Source organism: Nocardioides jensenii JCM 1364 = NBRC 14755, assembly GCF_001552535.1.
GTDB lineage: Bacteria > Actinomycetota > Actinomycetes > Propionibacteriales > Nocardioidaceae > Nocardioides > Nocardioides jensenii.
The window spans coordinates 1-18,099 of the sequence record NZ_BCRJ01000087.1 but is presented as its reverse complement, the minus strand read 5'-3'; the positions used below and the strand labels follow the sequence as shown (position 1 = coordinate 18,099).

The following is an 18,099-nucleotide window of genomic DNA, read 5'->3' as shown; positions in this document are numbered from 1 at the left end:
TGCGGTGCAATCGTCAGGTCAACAGCAGGTCGAGCAACCGGACCGCCTCGTGCTTGTCGAGCGGGTGGTTCTGGTTGCCGCACTTGGGCGACTGCACGCACGACGGGCAGCCCTCACTGCACGCGCAGCTGGCGATCGCCTCCCGGGTGGCGCCAAGCCAGTCACGGGCCACCGCGAAGCCGCGCTCGGCGAAGCCCGCTCCACCGGGGTGGCCGTCGTAGACGAAGACCGTGAGTTGGCCGGTGTCGGGATGCCGTGCGGTCGAGACGCCACCGATGTCCCAGCGGTCGCAGGTCGCGAAGAGTGGCAGCAGCCCGATCGAGGCATGCTCGGCCGCGTGGGCCGCTCCGGGCAGGTCGGCCTCGGCCAGACCCGCCTCCTCGAGCACGGCTGTCGGCACCGTCCACCAGACGGCGGCAGTTCGCAGGGTCCGCTCGGGCAGGTCGAGCGGCTCCTCGGCCATCACCTCACCGCTCGGGTTGCGGCGCTTGAGGAACGAGACGACCTGGTGCGAGACGTCGACCTCGCCGAACGACATGCGGTTGCGCCCCCAGGCTTCGTGGCGCAGCTCCTGCACGATGCGGATGTCGGTGATCTCGCGGGCCGAGGTGGAGTACGGCGGCTCGGCCGGCTCGATCATCGCGACGTTCTGGTCCAGGTCCAGGGACGTGACCAGCCAGGTCTCACCCAGGTGCACGTAGACCGCGCCTTCGTGGGCGGTGCCGTGCGCGGAGCCGGCGTCCACGGTGCCGATCACCCGACCGGTGCCGGCCTCGATCAGCTGCACGGGGGAGCCGCCGGCCGACCGGATGTCGGCCAGGTCGCTGGCCCGGCGCCGATCGGTCCAGAACCAGAGCCTGCCGCGACGACGCAGCAGGCCGGCCTCGGTGAGCGCGTCGACCGCCTCGCGTGCGGAGTCCCCGAAGAGGCCCAGCTCGTCGGGGGACAGCGGCGACTCCTCGGCCGCGGCCAGCAGGTGTGGCCCCAGGACATGGTGGTTGGAGGGGTCGAAGACGCACGCCTCCACGGGTCGGCCCAGCAGAGCGTCGGGGTGGGTGACGAGGTAGGTGTCGAGGGGATCGTCGCGGGCGACGAGGATCCCGAGTGCGTCCTGGCCGTCGCGTCCCGCACGCCCGACCTGCTGCCACAGGGCGGCCCGCGTGCCGGGGAAGCCGGCCAGCAGCACCGCGTCGAGGCCGCTCACGTCGATGCCGAGCTCGAGGGCGTTGGTGGCTGCCAGCCCGACCAGCTCACCGGAGCGCAGCCGCTGCTCCAGGGCTCGTCGTTCCTCGGGGAGGTAGCCGCCGCGGTAGGGCGCGACCCGGCCGGCAAGCTCCGGGGCGACCTCGCTGAGAAGTTCGGCCGCGGTGGCGGCGACCGACTCGACCCCGCGACGGGACCGGACGAAGGCGAGGGTGCGCACTCCCTCGACGACGAGGTCGGTGAGCAGATCGGCGACCTCGGAGGATGCTGCCCGGCGTACGGGGGCTCCGTTCTCGCCGAGGTGGGAGATGAACGGTGGCTCCCACAGGGCGAGGGCGACCTGGCCGCGAGGTGAGGTGTCGTCGGTGACCGCGACCATGCCGTGGCCGGTCAGGCGCTGCCCCAGCTCGGCCGGGGAGGCCACCGTCGCGGAGGCGAGCACGAAGGTGGGAGAGGCGCCGTAGAGCGCGCAGACCCGCCGCAGACGGCGAAGCACGTGGGAGACGTGGGCACCGAAGACCCCGCGGTAGTGGTGGCACTCGTCGATCACCACGTAGCGCAGTGATCGCCAGAACCGGGCCCAGCGGGCGTGGCCCGGCAACATCGAGTGGTGGAGCATGTCGGGGTTGGTGAGCAGGTACTCGCCGTGGTCGCGGGCCCAGTCGCGTTGTTCGCGGGAGCTGTCGCCGTCGTGGGTGGCGACCCGCACGTCGAGCCCGAGTGTCTGCAGGGACGCCAGCTGGTCCTGGGCCAGCGCCTTGGTCGGGGCGACGTACAAGGCGGTCGCTCCGCGTTCGCCGCGAGCGCCGCGTTGCTCCAGGCACGCGGTCAGGGCCGGGGCCTGGTAGACGAGTGACTTGCCGGAGGCGGTGCCGGTGGCCACGACCACGTGGCGCCCGGCGTGTGCGGCCTCGGCCCCCTCGACCTGGTGGCGCCAGGGGTGGACGACGCCGCGCGCTGTGAAGGCCTCGCGCACCGGGCCCGCGACCCAGTCGGGCCAGTCGGCGTACGTCGGTGTCCGGGGCGGCAGCATTTCGACGTGACGCAGTCGATCGGCGCGTGCTGGGGTGGTCAGGGCGTCGATGAGACTCCGCACCGCGGGGCGGGAGGATGCTGGAGTCACAGGCACGAGACCAGTGTCGCAACCCGCGCCGACATCCCCGATTCGTGCCACCGGAATGCGCGAGCAGGGAGTGCATGGTTTGATATGGCGAGAAGTGTCGGGGCAACTGGGGGCTCTGACGCGCAATGGCCACCCGGCCGTCGGAGGAGAGACGTGGACCTGACGCTCGTGACACGCGAGGTGGATGGCGCGACCATCGTCGCGGTCGAAGGCGAGATCGACGTCTATACCGCTCCCAAGTTGCGCGACAAGATCACGGAGCTCGTGGGCGAGGGCACCTACCACCTGATCATCGACATGGAAGGCGTGGAGTTCCTCGACTCCACCGGCCTCGGCGTCCTGGTGGGCGGCCTGAAGAAGGTGCGCGCCCACGACGGCTCGCTCCAGCTGGTCTGCAACCAGGACCGCCTCCTGAAGATCTTCCGCATCACCGGGCTGGCCAAGGTGTTCGCCATTCACGCCTCCGCGGAAGCGGCCACCTCCGCCTGATCCTCCGCCCGTCGAACGTGGCGCGTCCCGCGCCTCATCCGGGCACCCGGGCGCCAGGTCAGTTTCACAGGCGCGCCTGTGAAACTGACCGATTGGCACGAAACTTCGCGTCGATCGGGCAGAAACACAGGCGAGCCTGTGAAACTGCCCGGGCCAAATCGCGGGCTGGCGCGATCAATGTGGCGTGGGTCACAACTACTACCGCTGCGGCATGGCTAGACTCCGGCGGGATCGTGTAACGCGCGTCACACTCAAAGGAGAGCCATGCCCGGGATCTACCCCGCTGCTGTGGATGTCTCCGGAGGCAACCTCGTCCTGGTGATCGTGGTCGGAGTCATTGCGCTTGTCGCACTGGGCCTGGCCGCGATGTTCCGGGCCGAGGTGTTGGCCGCCGGTGAAGGCACCGACAACATGAAGCGGATCGCACAGGCCGTCCAGGAGGGCGCGAACGCGTACCTCACCCGCCAGTTCCGCACCCTCGGCATCTTCGCCGCGGTTGCGTTCTTCCTGCTCCTCGCCCTTCCCGCCGACGACACGGCCGTACGCATAGGCCGCTCGATCTTCTTCCTGGTCGGGGCCGGATTCTCCGCAACGGTGGGCTATCTGGGCATGTCGCTGGCGGTGAAGGCCAACCTGCGCGTCGCGGCCGCCGCCGAGTCGGAAGGTCGCGATCCCGCCATGACCATCGGGTTCCGCACCGGAGCCACGGTTGGCATGCTCACCGTCGGGCTCGGCCTCCTGGGTGCCAGCATCGTGGTGCTGATCTACAAGGACGAGGCCCCGCACGTGCTCGAGGGCTTCGGCTTCGGCGCCGCCCTCCTGGCCATGTTCATGCGAGTCGGAGGCGGCATCTTCACCAAGGCCGCCGACGTCGGCGCCGACCTGGTCGGCAAGGTGGAGAACAACATCCCCGAGGACGACCCGCGCAACGCCGCGACCATCGCCGACAACGTGGGCGACAACGTGGGCGACTGCGCCGGCATGGCTGCCGACCTCTTCGAGTCGTACGCCGTCACGCTGGTCGCCGCCCTGATCCTCGGCGGCGCCGCGTTCGGGGACAAGGGCCTGGTCTTCCCGCTGCTCGTGCCGGCGATCGGAGCGCTGACCGCGGTTGCCGGCATCTACCTGTGCAAGCCCAAGCCCGGCGAGAACGGGCTCAAGACGATCAACCGTGCGTTCTACATCTCCGCGGCGATCGCGGCGGTCGGGTGCACGATCTTGTCGTTCGTCTATCTGCCGACGAACTTCGGTGACCTCGACCTCGGCGGCAACGGCGAGGTGGCGCCTCTCGACGCGCTCGCCGGCGCAACCGAGATCCCCGACGGCAACCCGGCCCTGATCGCGGCCGCGGCCGTGTTGATCGGCATCGTGCTCGCCGCCGTGATCCTCGCGCTGACCGGCTACTTCACCGGCACCGAGTTCCGCCCGGTCAAGGACGTCGGCAAGACGTCGCTGACCGGTGCCGCCACCGTCATCCTCTCCGGCCTGTCGGTCGGTTTCGAGTCGGCGGTCTACACGACGCTGGTGATCGGGGCCGCGGTCTTCGGGGCGTTCCTGCTGGGCTCCGGATCCTTGACCATTGCGCTGTTCGCGGTGGCCCTGGCCGGTTGCGGGCTGCTCACCACGGTCGGCGTCATCGTCGCCATGGACACCTTCGGGCCGGTCTCCGACAACGCCCAGGGCATCGCCGAGATGTCGGGCGACGTCAGCGAGGAGGGGGCGCAGATCCTCACCGAGCTCGACGCGGTCGGCAACACGACCAAGGCGATCACGAAGGGCATTGCCATCGCGACCGCCGTACTCGCGGCCAGCGCGCTGTTCGGCTCCTACATCGGGTCGGCCATCGATGCGGTCAAGGACGCCAAGCTCGACGACGAGGAGGCGGCGGACCTGTTCACGTCGTTCTTCGTCTTCAGCCCTGACGTGCTGGTCGGTCTGCTGATCGGTGTCGCGGTGGTGTTCCTCTTCTCCGGCCTGGCGATCAACGCCGTCGGCCGCGCCGCGGGCGCGGTGGTCTACGAGGTACGCCGCCAGTTCCGGGAGATCCCCGGGATCATGGAGGGCACCGGACGACCCGAGTACGGCAAGGTCGTCGACATCGTCACCAAGGACTCGCTGCGTGAGCTCGCCACGCCGGGCATCCTGGCCATCCTCGCCCCGATCGCGGTCGGGTTCGGCCTCGGTGTGGGTCCCTTGGCCGGCTTCCTGGCCGGGGCGATCGGCTCGGGCACGCTGATGGCGGTCTTCCTGGCCAACGCCGGCGGCGCTTGGGACAACGCCAAGAAACTGGTCGAGGACGGCAACCACGGCGGCAAGGGGTCGGCCGCCCACGAGGCGACGATCATCGGTGACACGGTGGGCGACCCGTTCAAGGACACCGCCGGACCGGCGATCAACCCGCTGATCAAGGTGATGAACCTGGTCTCGCTGCTGATCGTGGGTGCGGTGATCAGCCTGACCATGGGAGAGGACGCCAACCGACCGCTCTCGCTGCTGATCGCCGGTGTCGCCACCGCGATCATCGTGGTCGCGGTCTACATCTCCAAGCGCCGTCCGATCGCGATCGGCGACGACGAGCCGGTCGCGGAGGTCTCGAACAACGCCTGACCGAGTCCTCGACTCGGCAGGTCACCACACGACCCGTCGTCAGTTCGTCCGAACTGGCGACGGGTCGTTCCGAATTCACGACGGGTCGGCGTCTTCACGGCAGCCGGCGGGGCGGCGGTTAGGCTCGCGGGGTGCCCTCCTCGACCAGCTCGCCCCTGAACGGCTCGTCCACCACCGGCCCCTCCGGGAACAGCCCGGCCGCCGATCTCCCCGACCGGCTGCGGGCCGCGCTCAGCGACGCGGACTACACCTACGACGGCGTCGCCGAGCTGCTGGGTACGACGGCCCACACCGCCCTGTCACGCAACGAGACGGTCCCGGGCCTCCAGCGGACCAGGGGAGGCACGCCCCTCGAGACGCTCACCCGGCTCTTCCTGCTCCAGACGCCGGTCTCCGTGGCCGATGCGGAGAAGGCCCTGCCCGACCTGGTCGACCGGATGGCCGCGGAGGGGATCCTGGAGCGCAGCGTCGGCGAGGTGGCGGCCCGGCTCGACGTGCGCCCCTATGCCGACGAGGAGCGCGACCTCTGGGTGGTCAGCGACCTCACTCCCGGCCTCGACGGCACCCCGAACAAGGTCGGCCCCGATCACGTGCTCGGCATCAGCTCGGCCTCCACATCCCTTGCCCAGTTGACGATTCGTGGACCCGTCGACACGGCTCTCGACCTCGGCACCGGGTGCGGCGTACAAGCCCTGCACCTGGCCGCTCACGCCCGGTCCGTGGTCGCCACCGACGTCAACCAGCGCGCGTTGTGGATGACGCGCCTCAATGCGCAGCTCAACGGGGTCTCGGCCGGCTCGACCGCCGGAGGCACGATCGACGTGCGCGAGGGGTCGTTCTTCGAGCCGGTGCGCGGTGAGCGATTCGACCTGATCGCCACCAACCCGCCGTTCGTGATCTCCCCGGCGACCGGAGAGCGGCTGGTCTACCGCGACTCGGGGCTGCCCGGGGACCGGGTCGTGGAGAACATCGTCCGGGCCGCGCCCGGGCACCTGACCGACGGCGGCTGGTGCCAGATCCTGGCCAACTGGGTGATCGCCGAGGACCGCGGGTGGGACGAGCGCCTCGCCGAGTGGGTGACCGACTGCGACGCCTGGGTGGTGCAGCGCGAGGTCGTCGACCCCGCCACGTACGTCGAGCTGTGGCTCAAGGACGCCGGCCTGCAGGGCTCACCCGACTACGTACGCCGCTACGACACCTGGCTGGCGTGGTTCGCCGAGCAGGGGATCGAGGCGGTCGGCTTCGGTTGGATCAATCTGCGGCGCACCGAGCGTGAGCCGACCGTGCGCATGGAGGAGTGGCCCTACGACGTGGAGCAGCCGATCGCACCCACCATTCATGACTGGGGCGTGGCGATCGACGGGCTGCACGCACTCGACGACGCCGCGCTCCTCGGCGCCCGCCCGGTCGCTCGCAACGACGTTCAGCAGGAGACCCTCGGCGCACCCGGCGCGGAGGACCCGCACACCGTCGTGCTGCGCCAGCGGCGAGGCCTCCGCCGGGCGCGGCAGGCCGACACCCTGGTGGCTGCGCTGGTCGGTGCCTGTGACGGTGAGCTCACCATCGGCCAGATCCTGGACGCCCTGGCCGAGTTGCTCGGGGTCGACACCGACGAGGCTCGCTCCACCCATCTGCCGACCGTGCGTGAGCTGGTCGAAGAGGGGTTCCTGGTCGCGGGCTGACCCACGGACGGGGGCTGTGCCGCGTCGGCTGCGCGTCGGCCGGGGTGGAGATTGGGGTGGAAGTTGGGCCACCGCAGCCGCACATGTGACTACTCTGTGGGCGTGTCCCAGCCTGCTTGGTATCCAGACCCGTCCGGCCAGCCCGGTTCGTTCCGCTACTGGAACGGCCAGTCGTGGAGCGCGGAGACGACGACGAACCCGTACGACGCACCGCCGGCCGGGGCCGGACCGTCGGGTCCGCCGCAGCCGAGCCAGCAACAGCCGGCTCAGCAGCCGAGCCAGGAGTGGCCCCAGCAGGGGAATCAGCAGGGGAATCAGCAGCAGAGCCAGCACTGGCCTGCGCAGACCGGCGGACAGTGGTCGCCGATGCCTGCGCAGGGCGGCCCCTCGGGAGGGTCCGGCAAGCGTGGTCTGTGGATCGTGCTGATCGGTCTGCTGCTGGTCGTGCTCATCGTCGGCGGCATCATCGCGGCGCTGACCCTGGGCGGCGACGACGACAAGGACGACAAGAAGAGCGACGACTCCTCGCAGTCCAGCGACCCCAGCGACGACCCGACCACCGAGCCGACCGATCCCGAGAGCGATGATCCGGAGACCGACCAGCCCACGGACCCGGAGACGTCGGCGGCTCCTGCCCTGGAGAGCTGCGCGGTCGCTCGGCCTGCGGCGGCGAGCGCCTCGGAGCCGGGCCGAGTGGCCAGTGGTGGGATCTCGTTCCCGCTCACCCGGGGTTACAGCGACGGCGCGGAGGCCGACCGGAACGAGGACGCCTTCGACTTCCTCACCGCGCCGAACGGTCAGATGAAGGTCATCGAGCGGACGAAGACCTCGGGGTGGATCTCGATGGTCGTGGTCGGCAGCGTCAAGCGGTCCGACGGCTACACCGACGTACAGCAGGCGGCCACGAGCATCGCCGGATGCACGGCGAGGTCCGCGCGCATCTACCGCAACGTCACCGACATCCGATCGGGCACGTCCGAGGCGCTCGACGTCGGCGGCCACGACGCCTGGCGGGTCGACTCCGAGGTCGAGATCAACGAACCCGGGCTCAAGTCCACGGGCGACTCGATGGTCGTCGTGGCCGTCGAGACCGGCGACCCGGAGACCTTCGCGATCTTCGTCGGCGTGGTTCCGCTGGGCAACGATGCGCTGCTGAGCCAGCTCAACGAGACAGTCGCGGGGATCACCGTCGACTGAGCCGTGAGAGCGAGGAACGAGCGGGTCGCGGTGAAGCGGCAGATCGGCCCGTCGACTGAGCCGTGAGAGCGAGGAACGAGCGGGTCGCGGTGAACCGGCAGATCGGCCCGTCGACTGAGCGTCAACTGACCACCGGAGCGCAGTCTGGTCAGGACCGATTGCGGCACGCGCTACCGTAAGCGGCCGGGAGCACCTGTCGATTCACGTCAGAGCCCGCAGTAACAACAGGAGACAACGAGTTCCGTGGCACACAAGTTGGTGATCGTCGAGTCCCCCGCCAAGGCCCGCACCATTGCGGGCTACCTCGGCGCGGGATACGTCGTCGAGTCGTCGATCGGCCACATCCGTGACCTTCCGAACAACGCGGCCGACACTCCCGCGAAGATCAAGGACAAGCCGTGGGGGCGGTTGGCGGTCGACGTCGAGAACGGCTTCACGCCCTATTACGTCGTCCCGCGCGACAAGAAGAGCCACATCACCAAGCTCAAGGGCCTCCTCAAGGACGCCGACGAACTCTTCCTCGCCACCGATGAGGACCGCGAGGGGGAGGCCATCGCGTGGCACCTTCTCGACGAGCTGAAGCCGAAGAACATCCCGGTCAAGCGGATGGTCTTCCACGAGATCACCAAGGCCGCGATCCTGGCCGCCGTCGAGAACCCGCGCGAGATCGCGATGGACCTCGTCGAGGCCCAGGAGACCCGCCGCATCCTCGACCGCCTCTACGGCTACGAGGTCTCGCCGGTCCTGTGGCGCAAGGTCATGAGCGGTCTCTCCGCCGGCAGGGTGCAGTCGGTGGCCACCCGCCTGGTGGTCGACCGTGAGAAGGATCGGATGGCCTTCCGCTCCGCGTCCTACTGGGACATCGACGGCTCCTTCGATGCCGGCGCCGGCCTCGACCCCCGCATCTTCCCGGGCAAGCTGCACTCCGTCGACGGGTCGCGGGTCGCTCGCGGCTCCGACTTCGGCGACGACGGCCAGCTCAAGGCGTCGAGTGCCAGCAAGTCCGTCGTCCACCTCGACCGTGCCCGCGCCGAGGCCCTCGTCTCGGCCCTGCAGGACACGACGTACGACGTCCGCTCGGTCGAGTCCAAGCCCTACAAGCGCTCGCCGTACGCCCCGTTCCGCACGACCACGCTCCAGCAGGAGGCCAGCCGCAAGCTCGGCATGAGCGCCTCCGGCACCATGTCGGTGGCGCAGCGCCTCTACGAGAACGGCTTCATCACCTACATGCGTACCGACTCCACGACGCTGTCGGGGTCGGCGATCGGTGCCGCCCGTGAGCAGGTGCGCGAGCTCTACGGAGCGGAGTACCTCCCCGACAAGCCGCGGGTCTACGCCTCGAAGGTCAAGAACGCCCAGGAGGCGCACGAGGCGATCCGTCCCGCCGGCGAACACTTCCGTACGCCGGCCCAGACCGGCCTGACCGGTGAGCAGTTCCGGCTCTACGAGCTGATCTGGATGCGCACCGTCGCCTCGCAGATGAAGGACGCCGTCGGCAACTCGGTCTCGATCCGCTACGGCGGTGCCGCCACGACCGGTGAGGACGTCGTGTTCTCCTCGAGCGGCCGGGTGATCACCTTCCACGGCTTCCTCAAGGCCTACGTCGAGGGCACGGACGACAAGGCCGCCGCACGCGACGACCAGGAGACCCGCCTGCCGCTGCTCGAGGAGGGGAACCGGGTCACCTCGGCCTCCCTGCAGGCCCAGGGCCACGACACGAAGCCGCCGTCACGGTTCACCGAGGCCACGCTGATCAAGGAGCTCGAGGAGCGCGAGATCGGCCGCCCCTCGACGTACGCGTCGATCATCGGCACCATCCTGAACCGTGGCTACGTCTACAAGAAGGGCACCGCGCTGGTGCCGGCCTGGCTGGCGTTCTCAGTGGTGCGACTGCTGACCGACCACTTCACCCGGCTGATCTCCTACGAGTTCACCGCCGGCATGGAGGACATCCTCGACGACATCGCCGGTGGCCGCCGCGATCGCAACACCGAGCTCGCGGAGTTCTACTACGGCTCCGACAAGGTCGCCGGCCTGCACCCGCTGGTCAATGGCCTCGGTGACATCGACGCGAAGGAGCTGGCGACCTTCCCGGTCGGCGGACCCGACAGTGGCATTGCGCTGCGCGTCGGCCGCTACGGCCCCTACCTCGAGGGCCCCGGCGACGACGGGGCCCCGGCAGGCAAGCGGGCCAACGTGCCCGACGACCTGCCGCCCGACGAGCTGACCATGGAGAAGGCCAAGGAGCTGCTGGCCAACCCCGCGGGCGAGGAGATCCAGCTCGGCGAGCACCCCGAGACCGGGTTGACCGTGGTCGCCAAGAACGGCCGCTACGGTCCCTTCGTCACCGAGCTGCTGCCCGAGGACGCCCCCAAGAAGGCCAAGCCGCGCACCGGCTCGCTGTTCAAGTCGATGTCCCTCGACACGATCACGCTCGACGACGCGGTCAAGCTGTTGTCGCTGCCGCGGGTGGTCGGCGAGGACGCCGAGGGTGTCGAGATCACCGCGCAGAACGGTCGCTACGGGCCCTACCTGAAGAAGGGCACCGACTCCCGGACGATCTCCTCCGAGGAGCAGCTGCTCACGATCACGCTCGACGAGGCCCTGGCGATCTACGCCCAGCCCAAGCAGCGGGGTCGTGGTGCGGCCACGCCACCGCTCAAGGAGCTGGGTCCCGACCCGGTCTCGGGTCAGCCGGTGGTGGTGAAGTCCGGTCGCTTCGGTGACTACGTGACCGACGGCGAATACAACGCCACGCTCCGCAAGGACGACACCGTCGAGGCGATCACCATCGAGCGCGCGGCCGAGCTGCTGGCCGAGCGTCGCGAGAAGGGTCCGGCGAAGAAGGCGGCCAAGAAGGGCGCGAAGAAGGTCCCGGCGAAGAAGACCGCCAAGAGTGCCACCAAGAAGGCTGCGGCCAAGAAGACGACGAAGAAGACCGCGGCGAAGAAGACGGCCAAGAAGGCGTGAGGTCGGTCGTGGGTGGCACCTCATAAGGTGTACGACGTGACGTCACCCGGCCGCTACTCCGACCACGGTGTCTTCGTCTGCTTCGAGGGCGGCGAGGGCGCCGGCAAGTCGACCCAGTCGCGCGCCCTGCGCACGTGGTTGGAGGCCGAGGGCTTCGCGGTGCTGCTCACCTTCGAACCCGGCGACACCGAGGTGGGCCGCAAGATCCGCCAGATCGTGCTCGATCCGGCGACCGGCGAGCTCTCCCACCGCACCGAGGCCCTGCTCTACGCAGCCGACAAGGCCGAGCACATCGACACCGTGGTGGCGCCGGCGCTGGCTCGGGGCGAGGTGGTGATCACCGATCGCTACGTCGACTCCGCGTTGGCCTACCAGGGCGCCGGTCGTGACCTCCTCGTCGACGAGGTCGAGCAGGTCAACCGGTGGGCCACCCACGACCTGCGTCCGCATCTCACCGTCGTGCTCGACCTCGAGCCCCAGGCCGGACTGGGCCGCTTCGCCGGGCGCGACCGCATCGAGGGAGAGTCTGCCGAGTTCCACCTGCGGGTCCGTGAGGCGTTCCTGCGCATGGCGGCGGCCAGCCCCGAGCACTACCTCGTCCTCGACGCGCGACTGCCGGTCGACGACATCAGCAAGGCCGTGCGCGAGCGCGTGCAGCCGATGCTGCGCCAGGCGGCGAGGTCATGACCACCGCACAGCAGCAGGCCTCGGTCTGGGACACCCTGGTCGGCCAGCGGCCGGTGATCGCGGCCTTGCGGGCCGCCGCCGACGGGCACGGCATGAGCCAGGCCTTCCTGTTCACCGGCCCGCCGGGATCCGGTCGCTCCAACGCCGCGGTCGCGTTCGCCGCGGCGCTGCAGTGCGAGAGCGATGCCGGCCCGGGGTGCGGGGTCTGCCACTCCTGCCGCACCGTGTTGGCCGGCTCCCATGCCGATGTCTCGGTGATCCGCACCGAGAAGCTCTCCATCGGGGTCGACGAGGTGCGTGACCTGGTCCGCCGCTCGGCGTTGGCCCCAGTCGGCCGGCGGTGGCAGATCCTGATCGTCGAGGACGCCGACCGGCTCACCGAGCAGGCCTGCAACGCGCTCCTCAAGGCGATCGAGGAGCCGACCGACCGCACCGTCTGGATGCTCTGCACCCCCACCGTCGACGACGTCCTGCCCACGATCCGTTCACGCTGCCGGCTGGTCACCCTGGCCACCCCGTCGACTGCCGACGTCGCCGCGTTCCTGGTCCGCACGCTCGACGTGGGTGAGGGCCTGGCTGCGTACGCCGCCCGCGCCAGTCAGGGTCACATCGGCCGGGCCCGTGCCCTGGCCCGCGACGAGGCCACCCGCAACCGCCGCAAGGAGGTCGTCGACATGCCCTTGCGGTTGACCTCCCTGGGCAACGCGATGGCGTCGGCCACCAACCTCCATGACGTCGCCAAGGCCGAAGCCGAGGCGATCACCGCCGAGCTCGACGTGCGTGAGAAGGCCGACCTCGACTCGTCGTACGGTGTGGTCGAGCGGGGGCGCCGCCCGCGGGAGTACTCCCCGGCGCTGAGCGCCCTCGAGAAGGGCCAGAAGACCCGGGCAAAGCGGCGCGTCCTCGACGTGATCGACCGCGGCCTGATGGACCTCGTCTCGGTCTACCGCGACGCGATCGTGCTGGGCACCGGGGCCGGCACCGAGCTGGTCAACGAGGAGCTGCGACGAGACCTCGACCGGCTGGTGCGCGCGACCACCCCGGAGCAGAACCTCCAGCGCATCACCGCCGTGTTCACCGCCCGCGAGCAGATGCTCGAGTTCAACGTCCCGCCCGCGCTGGCGCTGGAGTCGATGATGGTCGCCCTGCGTCTTCCCGAGGGCACCCGTCCGTGATCGAGGAGAGGCCAGAGTGAAACGAATCGTCGCGATCATCTGCCTGGGGGTGTTGATGCTCTTCGTCATCGGCACCACCGTGTGGAACCTCGCCATGGACAACGACGACGACGCCGCGCAGGGCTCGATGGGGCATCCGGCCGATCCCTCCGCTCCCGGCGACGGCGCCGGTGACCCGGGCGGCGACCAGTCCGCACCCGACGCGGCGCTGCAGTCGTTCTACGACCAGCGGGTCGACTGGTCCGACTGCGGCAACCGCAAGTGCGCGACGATCGACGTCCCGCTGGACTACGCGGACCCCACCGGGTCCACGATCAGCCTCAACCTCCTCATGCGTCCGGCCGACGACCAGGACGCCCGCCTCGGCTACCTGGTGGTGAACCCCGGCGGCCCCGGCGCCCCGGGCACCTCCTACGCCGACCAGGCCGAGTACGCCCTCGGTGAGCCGGTGCGCGCGAAGTTCGACGTGGTCGGCTTCGACCCGCGCGGGACCGGCAAGAGCTCGCCGGTCGACTGCCTCTCCGATGCCGAGCTGGACGCCTACATCGCCGGTGACCCGACGCCCGACGACCCCGCCGAGGTCACGGCGATGCGCCGGCGCAACGTCGAGATGGGTGCCGGGTGCCAGCGACTCAGCGGAGACGTCGCCGCCCACGTCTCGACCGTCGAGGCCGCCCGCGACATGGACGTGCTCCGGGCCGCCCTCGACGAGGACAAGCTGACCTACTTCGGGGCGTCCTACGGCACCAAGCTCGGTGCGACGTACGCCGACCTGTTTCCCGACCGCTCCGGGCGGCTGGTGCTCGACGGCGCGGTCGACGTGTCGCTGACCTCCGAGCAGCTCAGTCTCGGCCAGGCCGAGGGCTTCCAGCGGGCGATCACGGCGTACGTCGATGCCTGCGTGGAGGGCGGCTCCTGCTTCCTGGGCCGTTCCCGGGCGGCCGCGCTGAAGACGATCAAGCAGTTCCTGGCGAAGGTCGACGCCAAGCCGCTGACGGTGGGTGACCGCTCGCTCGAGGTCGGCAACGCGTTCTACGGCATCGTCACGCCGCTCTACAACGACGAGTACTGGCCGATTCTCGACGGTGCTCTCGAGAAGGCGTTGAAGGGAGACGGCTCCGGGTTGCTCCAGCTCTCCGACGCCTACTCCTCGCGCGACGCGACCGGCGGCTACTCCGACAACAGCTCCGAGGCGTTCTGGGCGATCAGCTGTCGCGACGACCCGTGGTCGATGCCGACCTCCAAGATCCCGGCCACGTTCGCCCAGTTCCGCAAGGCGTCGCCGACCTTCGGAGACGTCTTCGCGTGGGGCCTCAACAGCTGCGTCGGCTACCAGGGGCCCAAGCCCGAGAAACGTCCCCCGCTGACCGCGAAGGGTGCCGACCCGTTGCTGGTCGTCGGCACCACCCGCGACCCGGCCACGCCCTACGAGTGGGCGCAGTCCCTGGCCAAACAGCTCGACCCGGCGATCCTGGTCAGCCGCAACGGTGACGGCCACACCGGCTACAACATGGGCAACGACTGCGTCGACGACACGATCGAGTCCTACCTGATCGACGGAGAGGTCCCCAGCGCCGACGTGACCTGCCGGTAGTCAGCTCGCCCCTGTCGGCCCCGCTGGGGCCGTGAGTGCACGTCTTGTGTCGACATCGAGCCAAGAAGTGACACGGATCGTGCACTCACCGCGCGCTCGGGTCGAATGGAGTCAGATCGGTTCGGCGATCGCCTGGATGCGGGCGGTGGCCAGCTCGATCATCAGCCGGGCCGCGGGTGACAGGGTGGCGCCGGCCCGGTGCACGATCGCGATCGTGTCGACCTGCTTGGGACGCAGCGAGACGAAGCCCGCGTTCGGTGCCAGCCGGGGGAGCAGTGAGTCCGCGACGCCGCGGGGGACGACCGAGTCGGCCAACCCCATGCCGACCAGCTCGACGGCGGTCTCGGCGTCCTCGACCTCGATGCGGGTCTGCGGGTTGAGCCCGGTCTCGTGCAGCATCTGGCGCAGCACGATGCGGGTGGAGTCCTCGGCGCGCCAGGTTGTCTCGGGCATGACGAGTGAGGCCTTGGCGAGCCGCTGGGCAGTGACCGGGCTGCGCAGGCGCTCCTTGTCGGCGCTGATGTAGACCAGCTCGTCGTGGGCCACGGGGGTCACGGCCATCCCCTCGCTGCTCACCTGCGGGACGGCGATCATGGCGGCCTCGATGCGCCCGCGACGAAGGTCGTCGTGCACGTCGGAGGAGTTCTGCCCGACCAGCTCGACGCGCACTCCGGGGTGACGGTGCAGCACGTCGGCGATCAGGGACGCGCCGGCGTACAACCGCGCGGTGCCAAACATGCCGAACCGGATCGTGCCGGTCTCGAGGGCGCTGACCGCCTGCACCGCACGGCGCGCCTCCTCGGCCGACTCGATGGTGCGCTCCGCGTGGGGCCGCAGGGTCTCGGCGGCCGCGGTGGGCGCCACCCCACGGCCGGGGCAGGCGAAGAGCTCGACGCCCAGCGTGCGCTCGAGCGACCGGATCTGCTCGGAGACCGACGGCTGCGCGTAGCCGAGGTGCTCGGCCGCGGCGGTCAGGGAGCCGAGCTCGTAGACGGTGAGGAAACAGCGGAGCTGATGCAGCGAAAGCATAGGGACTCCCTTGGGGTTCTACAGGAAAGCGAGGCTACCCCTATCGCTACACGTCGCCGATCATGGTGGTCAAGGAATCAACCAGACCTGGGGAGGCCACCATGTTCGCCAATCACTGCACCGCCTGCGACCAGACGATGCTGATCTTTCCGAGCCAGGTGACCGGCATGGCCCGTATCGAGGGCGTGACCGCGATGACCTACACGTGCTGGTGCGGCTCCGAGCAGCTCTGGCACGACGGCCTCACGGCCGGCGCGACCGAGCCGGCAACCGCTGCCACGGTCGCCTGATCCGGCACCGACCGCACCTCGACGACCGGTGCCGGGGCCGGTCGTCGATCTGATTTCGACCGGCGCGCCTGTCCTGCGTATACTTCCCCGGGTTGTCCGGGATCCGTCCCGGACAACGCGCCGCCTTAGCTCAGTCGGTAGAGCGAATCACTCGTAATGATTAGGTCGTCAGTTCGATTCTGACAGGCGGCTCCACGACGAACCGCCCCTCACCTGCACCAGCGCAGGAGAGGGGCGGTTCGCACTCGGGCCACTCCGTCGTCGCGAGTCAGGTCGGTCTCAGTCGTCGAAGCCCCGCGCGGCGAGCGCGTCGCCGAGCTCGTCGGCCCGCCGCAGGGCGCCGACGATGAGGGGTACGGCGAACGCCCGCGCGCTGACGTTGTGCCCACGGGCCAGTTGGGCCTCGCGGACCTGGCCGGCCAGTTCCACCATGAGCGGCACGCCGCGGATCGCCAGGTTGAGCATCAGCCCGACGCGTTCGGGGTTGATGCCCAGGACTCGGAGGGGCTCGCAGACCCTCACCACGACGTCGACCAGGTCGGTGGTCCGGGTGGTCAGGGTGACCAGGTTGGCCAGCAGCACCAGCGCCACGATCACGCCGACGATCACCATCGCCTTCTCCCAGCCGACGACCACGACCTGGAAGACGGTGAGGGGCACGATCACCCACAACAGCGGCCGGAAGGACGTCCAGATGACGCGCGGGGAGACACGGGCCACCGCGTAGCCGAGGAGAACCACGGCGACGGCGATGCCGGTCTGGGTCGGTGTACGGACGAACAGGGAGCCGGCACCGGCCACCACCAGCGCCGCGAGCTTCGCCCCCGCGGGCAGGCGGTGCAGCACCGACCTGCCGGGGAGGTAGAGCCCGATGGGGCCGGTCACGCCATCAGCTCCCGGTAGTGCTTGATCGCTGCAGCTGGTGGTCCGTCGTGGACCAGCCGGGTCTCGTCGAACACGAGCACCCGGTCGAAGCCGACGAGCAGGTCGAGGTCGTGGGTGACCAGCACGACCTGCTGGGGGAGGCCGACGACCACGTCGGCGACGCGGCGGGTGTTGCGCAGGTCGAGCAGGGTGGTCGGTTCGTCCATCACGAGCAGGTCGGGCTCGGTGACCAGGATGGAGCTGAGGGCGAGCAGCTGCTTCTGACCCCCCGAGAGCAGGTGGGCGGGGTGGTCCGCGTGTCCGTCCAGCCCGCGTGCCCTCAGCGTGGCATCGACCCGGGCGGCGACCTCCGCCTTGGACAGGCCGCGACGCCGCAGCCCGAAGGCGACGTCCTCGGCGACCGTGGGCATCACGATCTGGGAGTCGGGGTCGGTGAAGCAGAAGCCGACCCGTTTGCGGATCTCGCGGCCCTGGCGGGCCGTGTCGAGCCCGTCGACACTCACCGTCCCCTCGGAGGGCACGACGAGTCCGTTGAGCATGCGCGCGAAGGTGGACTTGCCGGAGCCGTTGGCGCCGATCACACCGACGCGGTGCTCGCTCAGGCGTACGTCGAGATCGCGCACCACCGGTTGTGCACGGCCGGCGTACGTGTGGGAGACCCCGGAGATCTCGATCAGCACGACTCCACCACCATCGCCACGCCCATGCCTCCGCCGGCGGCGATCGCGGCCACCCCGTAGCGACCCCGACCGTGGGTGACCAGCTGGGAGAACAGGCGCACGACGAGCACCGCGCCCGAGGCGCCCCAAGGGTGCCCGAGGGCCAGCGCGCCACCCTCGGTGCAGACCCGGTCCGGGTCGAGCTCCAGTTCGTCGCAGCAGGCCAGCACCTGCCCCGCGAAGGCCTCGTTGAACTCGACCGCGTCCATCTGGTCCAGGGTCAGGCCGGCGCTCTCGAGAGCGAGGCGGACGGCGGGCACCAGACCACGACCCGGGCGCGACGGCGCGACCCCGGCCGTTGCGGTGCCGAGGATGCGCAGCCCGGGCAGGCCCAGGCGTTCCCTCGTCTCCGGGCTGACCACGGCCACCGCCGCGGCGCCGTCGCTGATGCCGCACGAGTTGCCGGCGGTGACGGTGCCACCGGCCCGGAACGCGGCGGGCAGCCGGGC

The 18,099-nt window shown here is 70.0% G+C and carries 14 protein-coding genes and 1 tRNA gene; 10 read left to right on the top strand and 5 right to left on the bottom strand.

What is annotated here, in order from left to right; all coding sequences use genetic code 11:
- Positions 1–13: 13 nt before the first annotated feature.
- Positions 14–2,299 (bottom strand): DEAD/DEAH box helicase, encoded by a 2,286-nt coding sequence (locus NJ4_RS18615; protein ID WP_281178351.1) that lies wholly within the window; start codon positions 2,297–2,299, stop codon positions 14–16.
- 180 nt (positions 2,300–2,479) lie between these two features.
- Between NJ4_RS18615 and NJ4_RS18610 the strand changes: the two genes are divergently transcribed.
- The 8 genes from NJ4_RS18610 to NJ4_RS18575 all read left to right on the top strand — a co-directional run bounded on the left by NJ4_RS18610 (position 2,480) and on the right by NJ4_RS18575 (position 14,727).
- Positions 2,480–2,815: an STAS domain-containing protein gene (locus NJ4_RS18610; protein WP_067438583.1), complete on the top strand. Its 336-nt coding sequence runs from the start codon at positions 2,480–2,482 to the stop codon at positions 2,813–2,815.
- A gap of 264 nt (positions 2,816–3,079) precedes the next feature.
- Positions 3,080–5,422 carry a sodium-translocating pyrophosphatase gene (locus NJ4_RS18605; protein ID WP_067438579.1) on the top strand — a complete coding sequence of 781 codons (2,343 nt, stop codon included), beginning with the start codon at positions 3,080–3,082 and terminating at the stop codon, positions 5,420–5,422.
- 131 nt (positions 5,423–5,553) lie between these two features.
- Entirely contained in the window at positions 5,554–7,104 is a 1,551-nt protein-coding gene (locus NJ4_RS18600) for a DUF7059 domain-containing protein (RefSeq protein WP_245644624.1), read from the top strand.
- 102 nt (positions 7,105–7,206) lie between these two features.
- Positions 7,207–8,301, top strand: a complete 1,095-nt coding sequence (locus NJ4_RS18595) for a DUF2510 domain-containing protein (RefSeq protein ID WP_169799292.1) — start codon at positions 7,207–7,209, stop codon at positions 8,299–8,301.
- A 243-nt stretch (positions 8,302–8,544) separates the two neighbouring features.
- Positions 8,545–11,271, top strand: a complete 2,727-nt coding sequence (topA, locus tag NJ4_RS18590) for a type I DNA topoisomerase (protein ID WP_067438572.1) — start codon at positions 8,545–8,547, stop codon at positions 11,269–11,271.
- 36 nt (positions 11,272–11,307) lie between these two features.
- Positions 11,308–11,958, top strand: coding sequence for a dTMP kinase (tmk, locus tag NJ4_RS18585; RefSeq protein WP_067438666.1), 651 nt, complete (start codon positions 11,308–11,310; stop codon positions 11,956–11,958).
- Positions 11,955–13,133 carry a DNA polymerase III subunit delta' gene (locus NJ4_RS18580; RefSeq protein ID WP_067438569.1) on the top strand — a complete coding sequence of 393 codons (1,179 nt, stop codon included), beginning with the start codon at positions 11,955–11,957 and terminating at the stop codon, positions 13,131–13,133. The genes tmk and NJ4_RS18580 overlap by 4 nt, the downstream gene beginning before the upstream one ends.
- Positions 13,134–13,149: 16 nt before the next feature.
- On the top strand, positions 13,150–14,727 hold the full coding sequence (locus NJ4_RS18575) for an alpha/beta hydrolase (protein WP_067438566.1): 1,578 nt from the start codon (positions 13,150–13,152) through the stop codon (positions 14,725–14,727).
- 111 nt (positions 14,728–14,838) lie between these two features.
- Here the strand turns inward: NJ4_RS18575 and NJ4_RS18570 are convergent, their stop codons facing one another.
- Entirely contained in the window at positions 14,839–15,756 is a 918-nt protein-coding gene (locus NJ4_RS18570) for a LysR family transcriptional regulator (protein ID WP_067438563.1), read from the bottom strand.
- 101 nt (positions 15,757–15,857) lie between these two features.
- Here NJ4_RS18570 and NJ4_RS18565 point away from each other — a divergent pair, with 101 nt between their 5' ends.
- Together NJ4_RS18565 and NJ4_RS18560 are read left to right on the top strand one after the other, a co-directional pair.
- Positions 15,858–16,046: a hypothetical protein gene (locus NJ4_RS18565; protein ID WP_067438560.1), complete on the top strand. Its 189-nt coding sequence runs from the start codon at positions 15,858–15,860 to the stop codon at positions 16,044–16,046.
- A gap of 119 nt (positions 16,047–16,165) precedes the next feature.
- A tRNA-Thr gene (locus NJ4_RS18560) sits at positions 16,166–16,241 on the top strand.
- An 84-nt stretch (positions 16,242–16,325) separates the two neighbouring features.
- Here the strand turns inward: NJ4_RS18560 and NJ4_RS18555 are convergent.
- The 3 genes from NJ4_RS18555 to NJ4_RS18545 all read right to left on the bottom strand — a co-directional run.
- On the bottom strand, positions 16,326–16,931 hold the full coding sequence (locus tag NJ4_RS18555) for an energy-coupling factor transporter transmembrane component T family protein (protein ID WP_157551219.1): 606 nt from the start codon (positions 16,929–16,931) through the stop codon (positions 16,326–16,328).
- A complete protein-coding gene (locus NJ4_RS18550) occupies positions 16,928–17,611 on the bottom strand; it encodes an energy-coupling factor ABC transporter ATP-binding protein (RefSeq protein ID WP_082748862.1) in 684 nt (227 codons plus the stop codon). The genes NJ4_RS18555 and NJ4_RS18550 overlap by 4 nt, the downstream gene beginning before the upstream one ends.
- On the bottom strand, positions 17,605–18,099 hold a 495-nt coding region (locus NJ4_RS18545; RefSeq protein WP_456093720.1), incomplete at its 5' end, for a thiolase family protein. The genes NJ4_RS18545 and NJ4_RS18550, both read right to left, overlap by 7 nt.

Excerpts from the sequence above, each read along its gene's own strand:
- NJ4_RS18570 (WP_067438563.1), bottom strand. The coding sequence starts at position 15,756 with ATGCTTTCGCTGCATCAGCTCCGCTGTTTCCTCACCGTCTACGAGCTC.
- NJ4_RS18565 (WP_067438560.1), top strand. The coding sequence starts at position 15,858 with ATGTTCGCCAATCACTGCACCGCCTGCGACCAGACGATGCTGATCTTT.
- NJ4_RS18580 (WP_067438569.1), top strand. The coding sequence starts at position 11,955 with ATGACCACCGCACAGCAGCAGGCCTCGGTCTGGGACACCCTGGTCGGC.
- NJ4_RS18605 (WP_067438579.1), top strand. The coding sequence starts at position 3,080 with ATGCCCGGGATCTACCCCGCTGCTGTGGATGTCTCCGGAGGCAACCTC.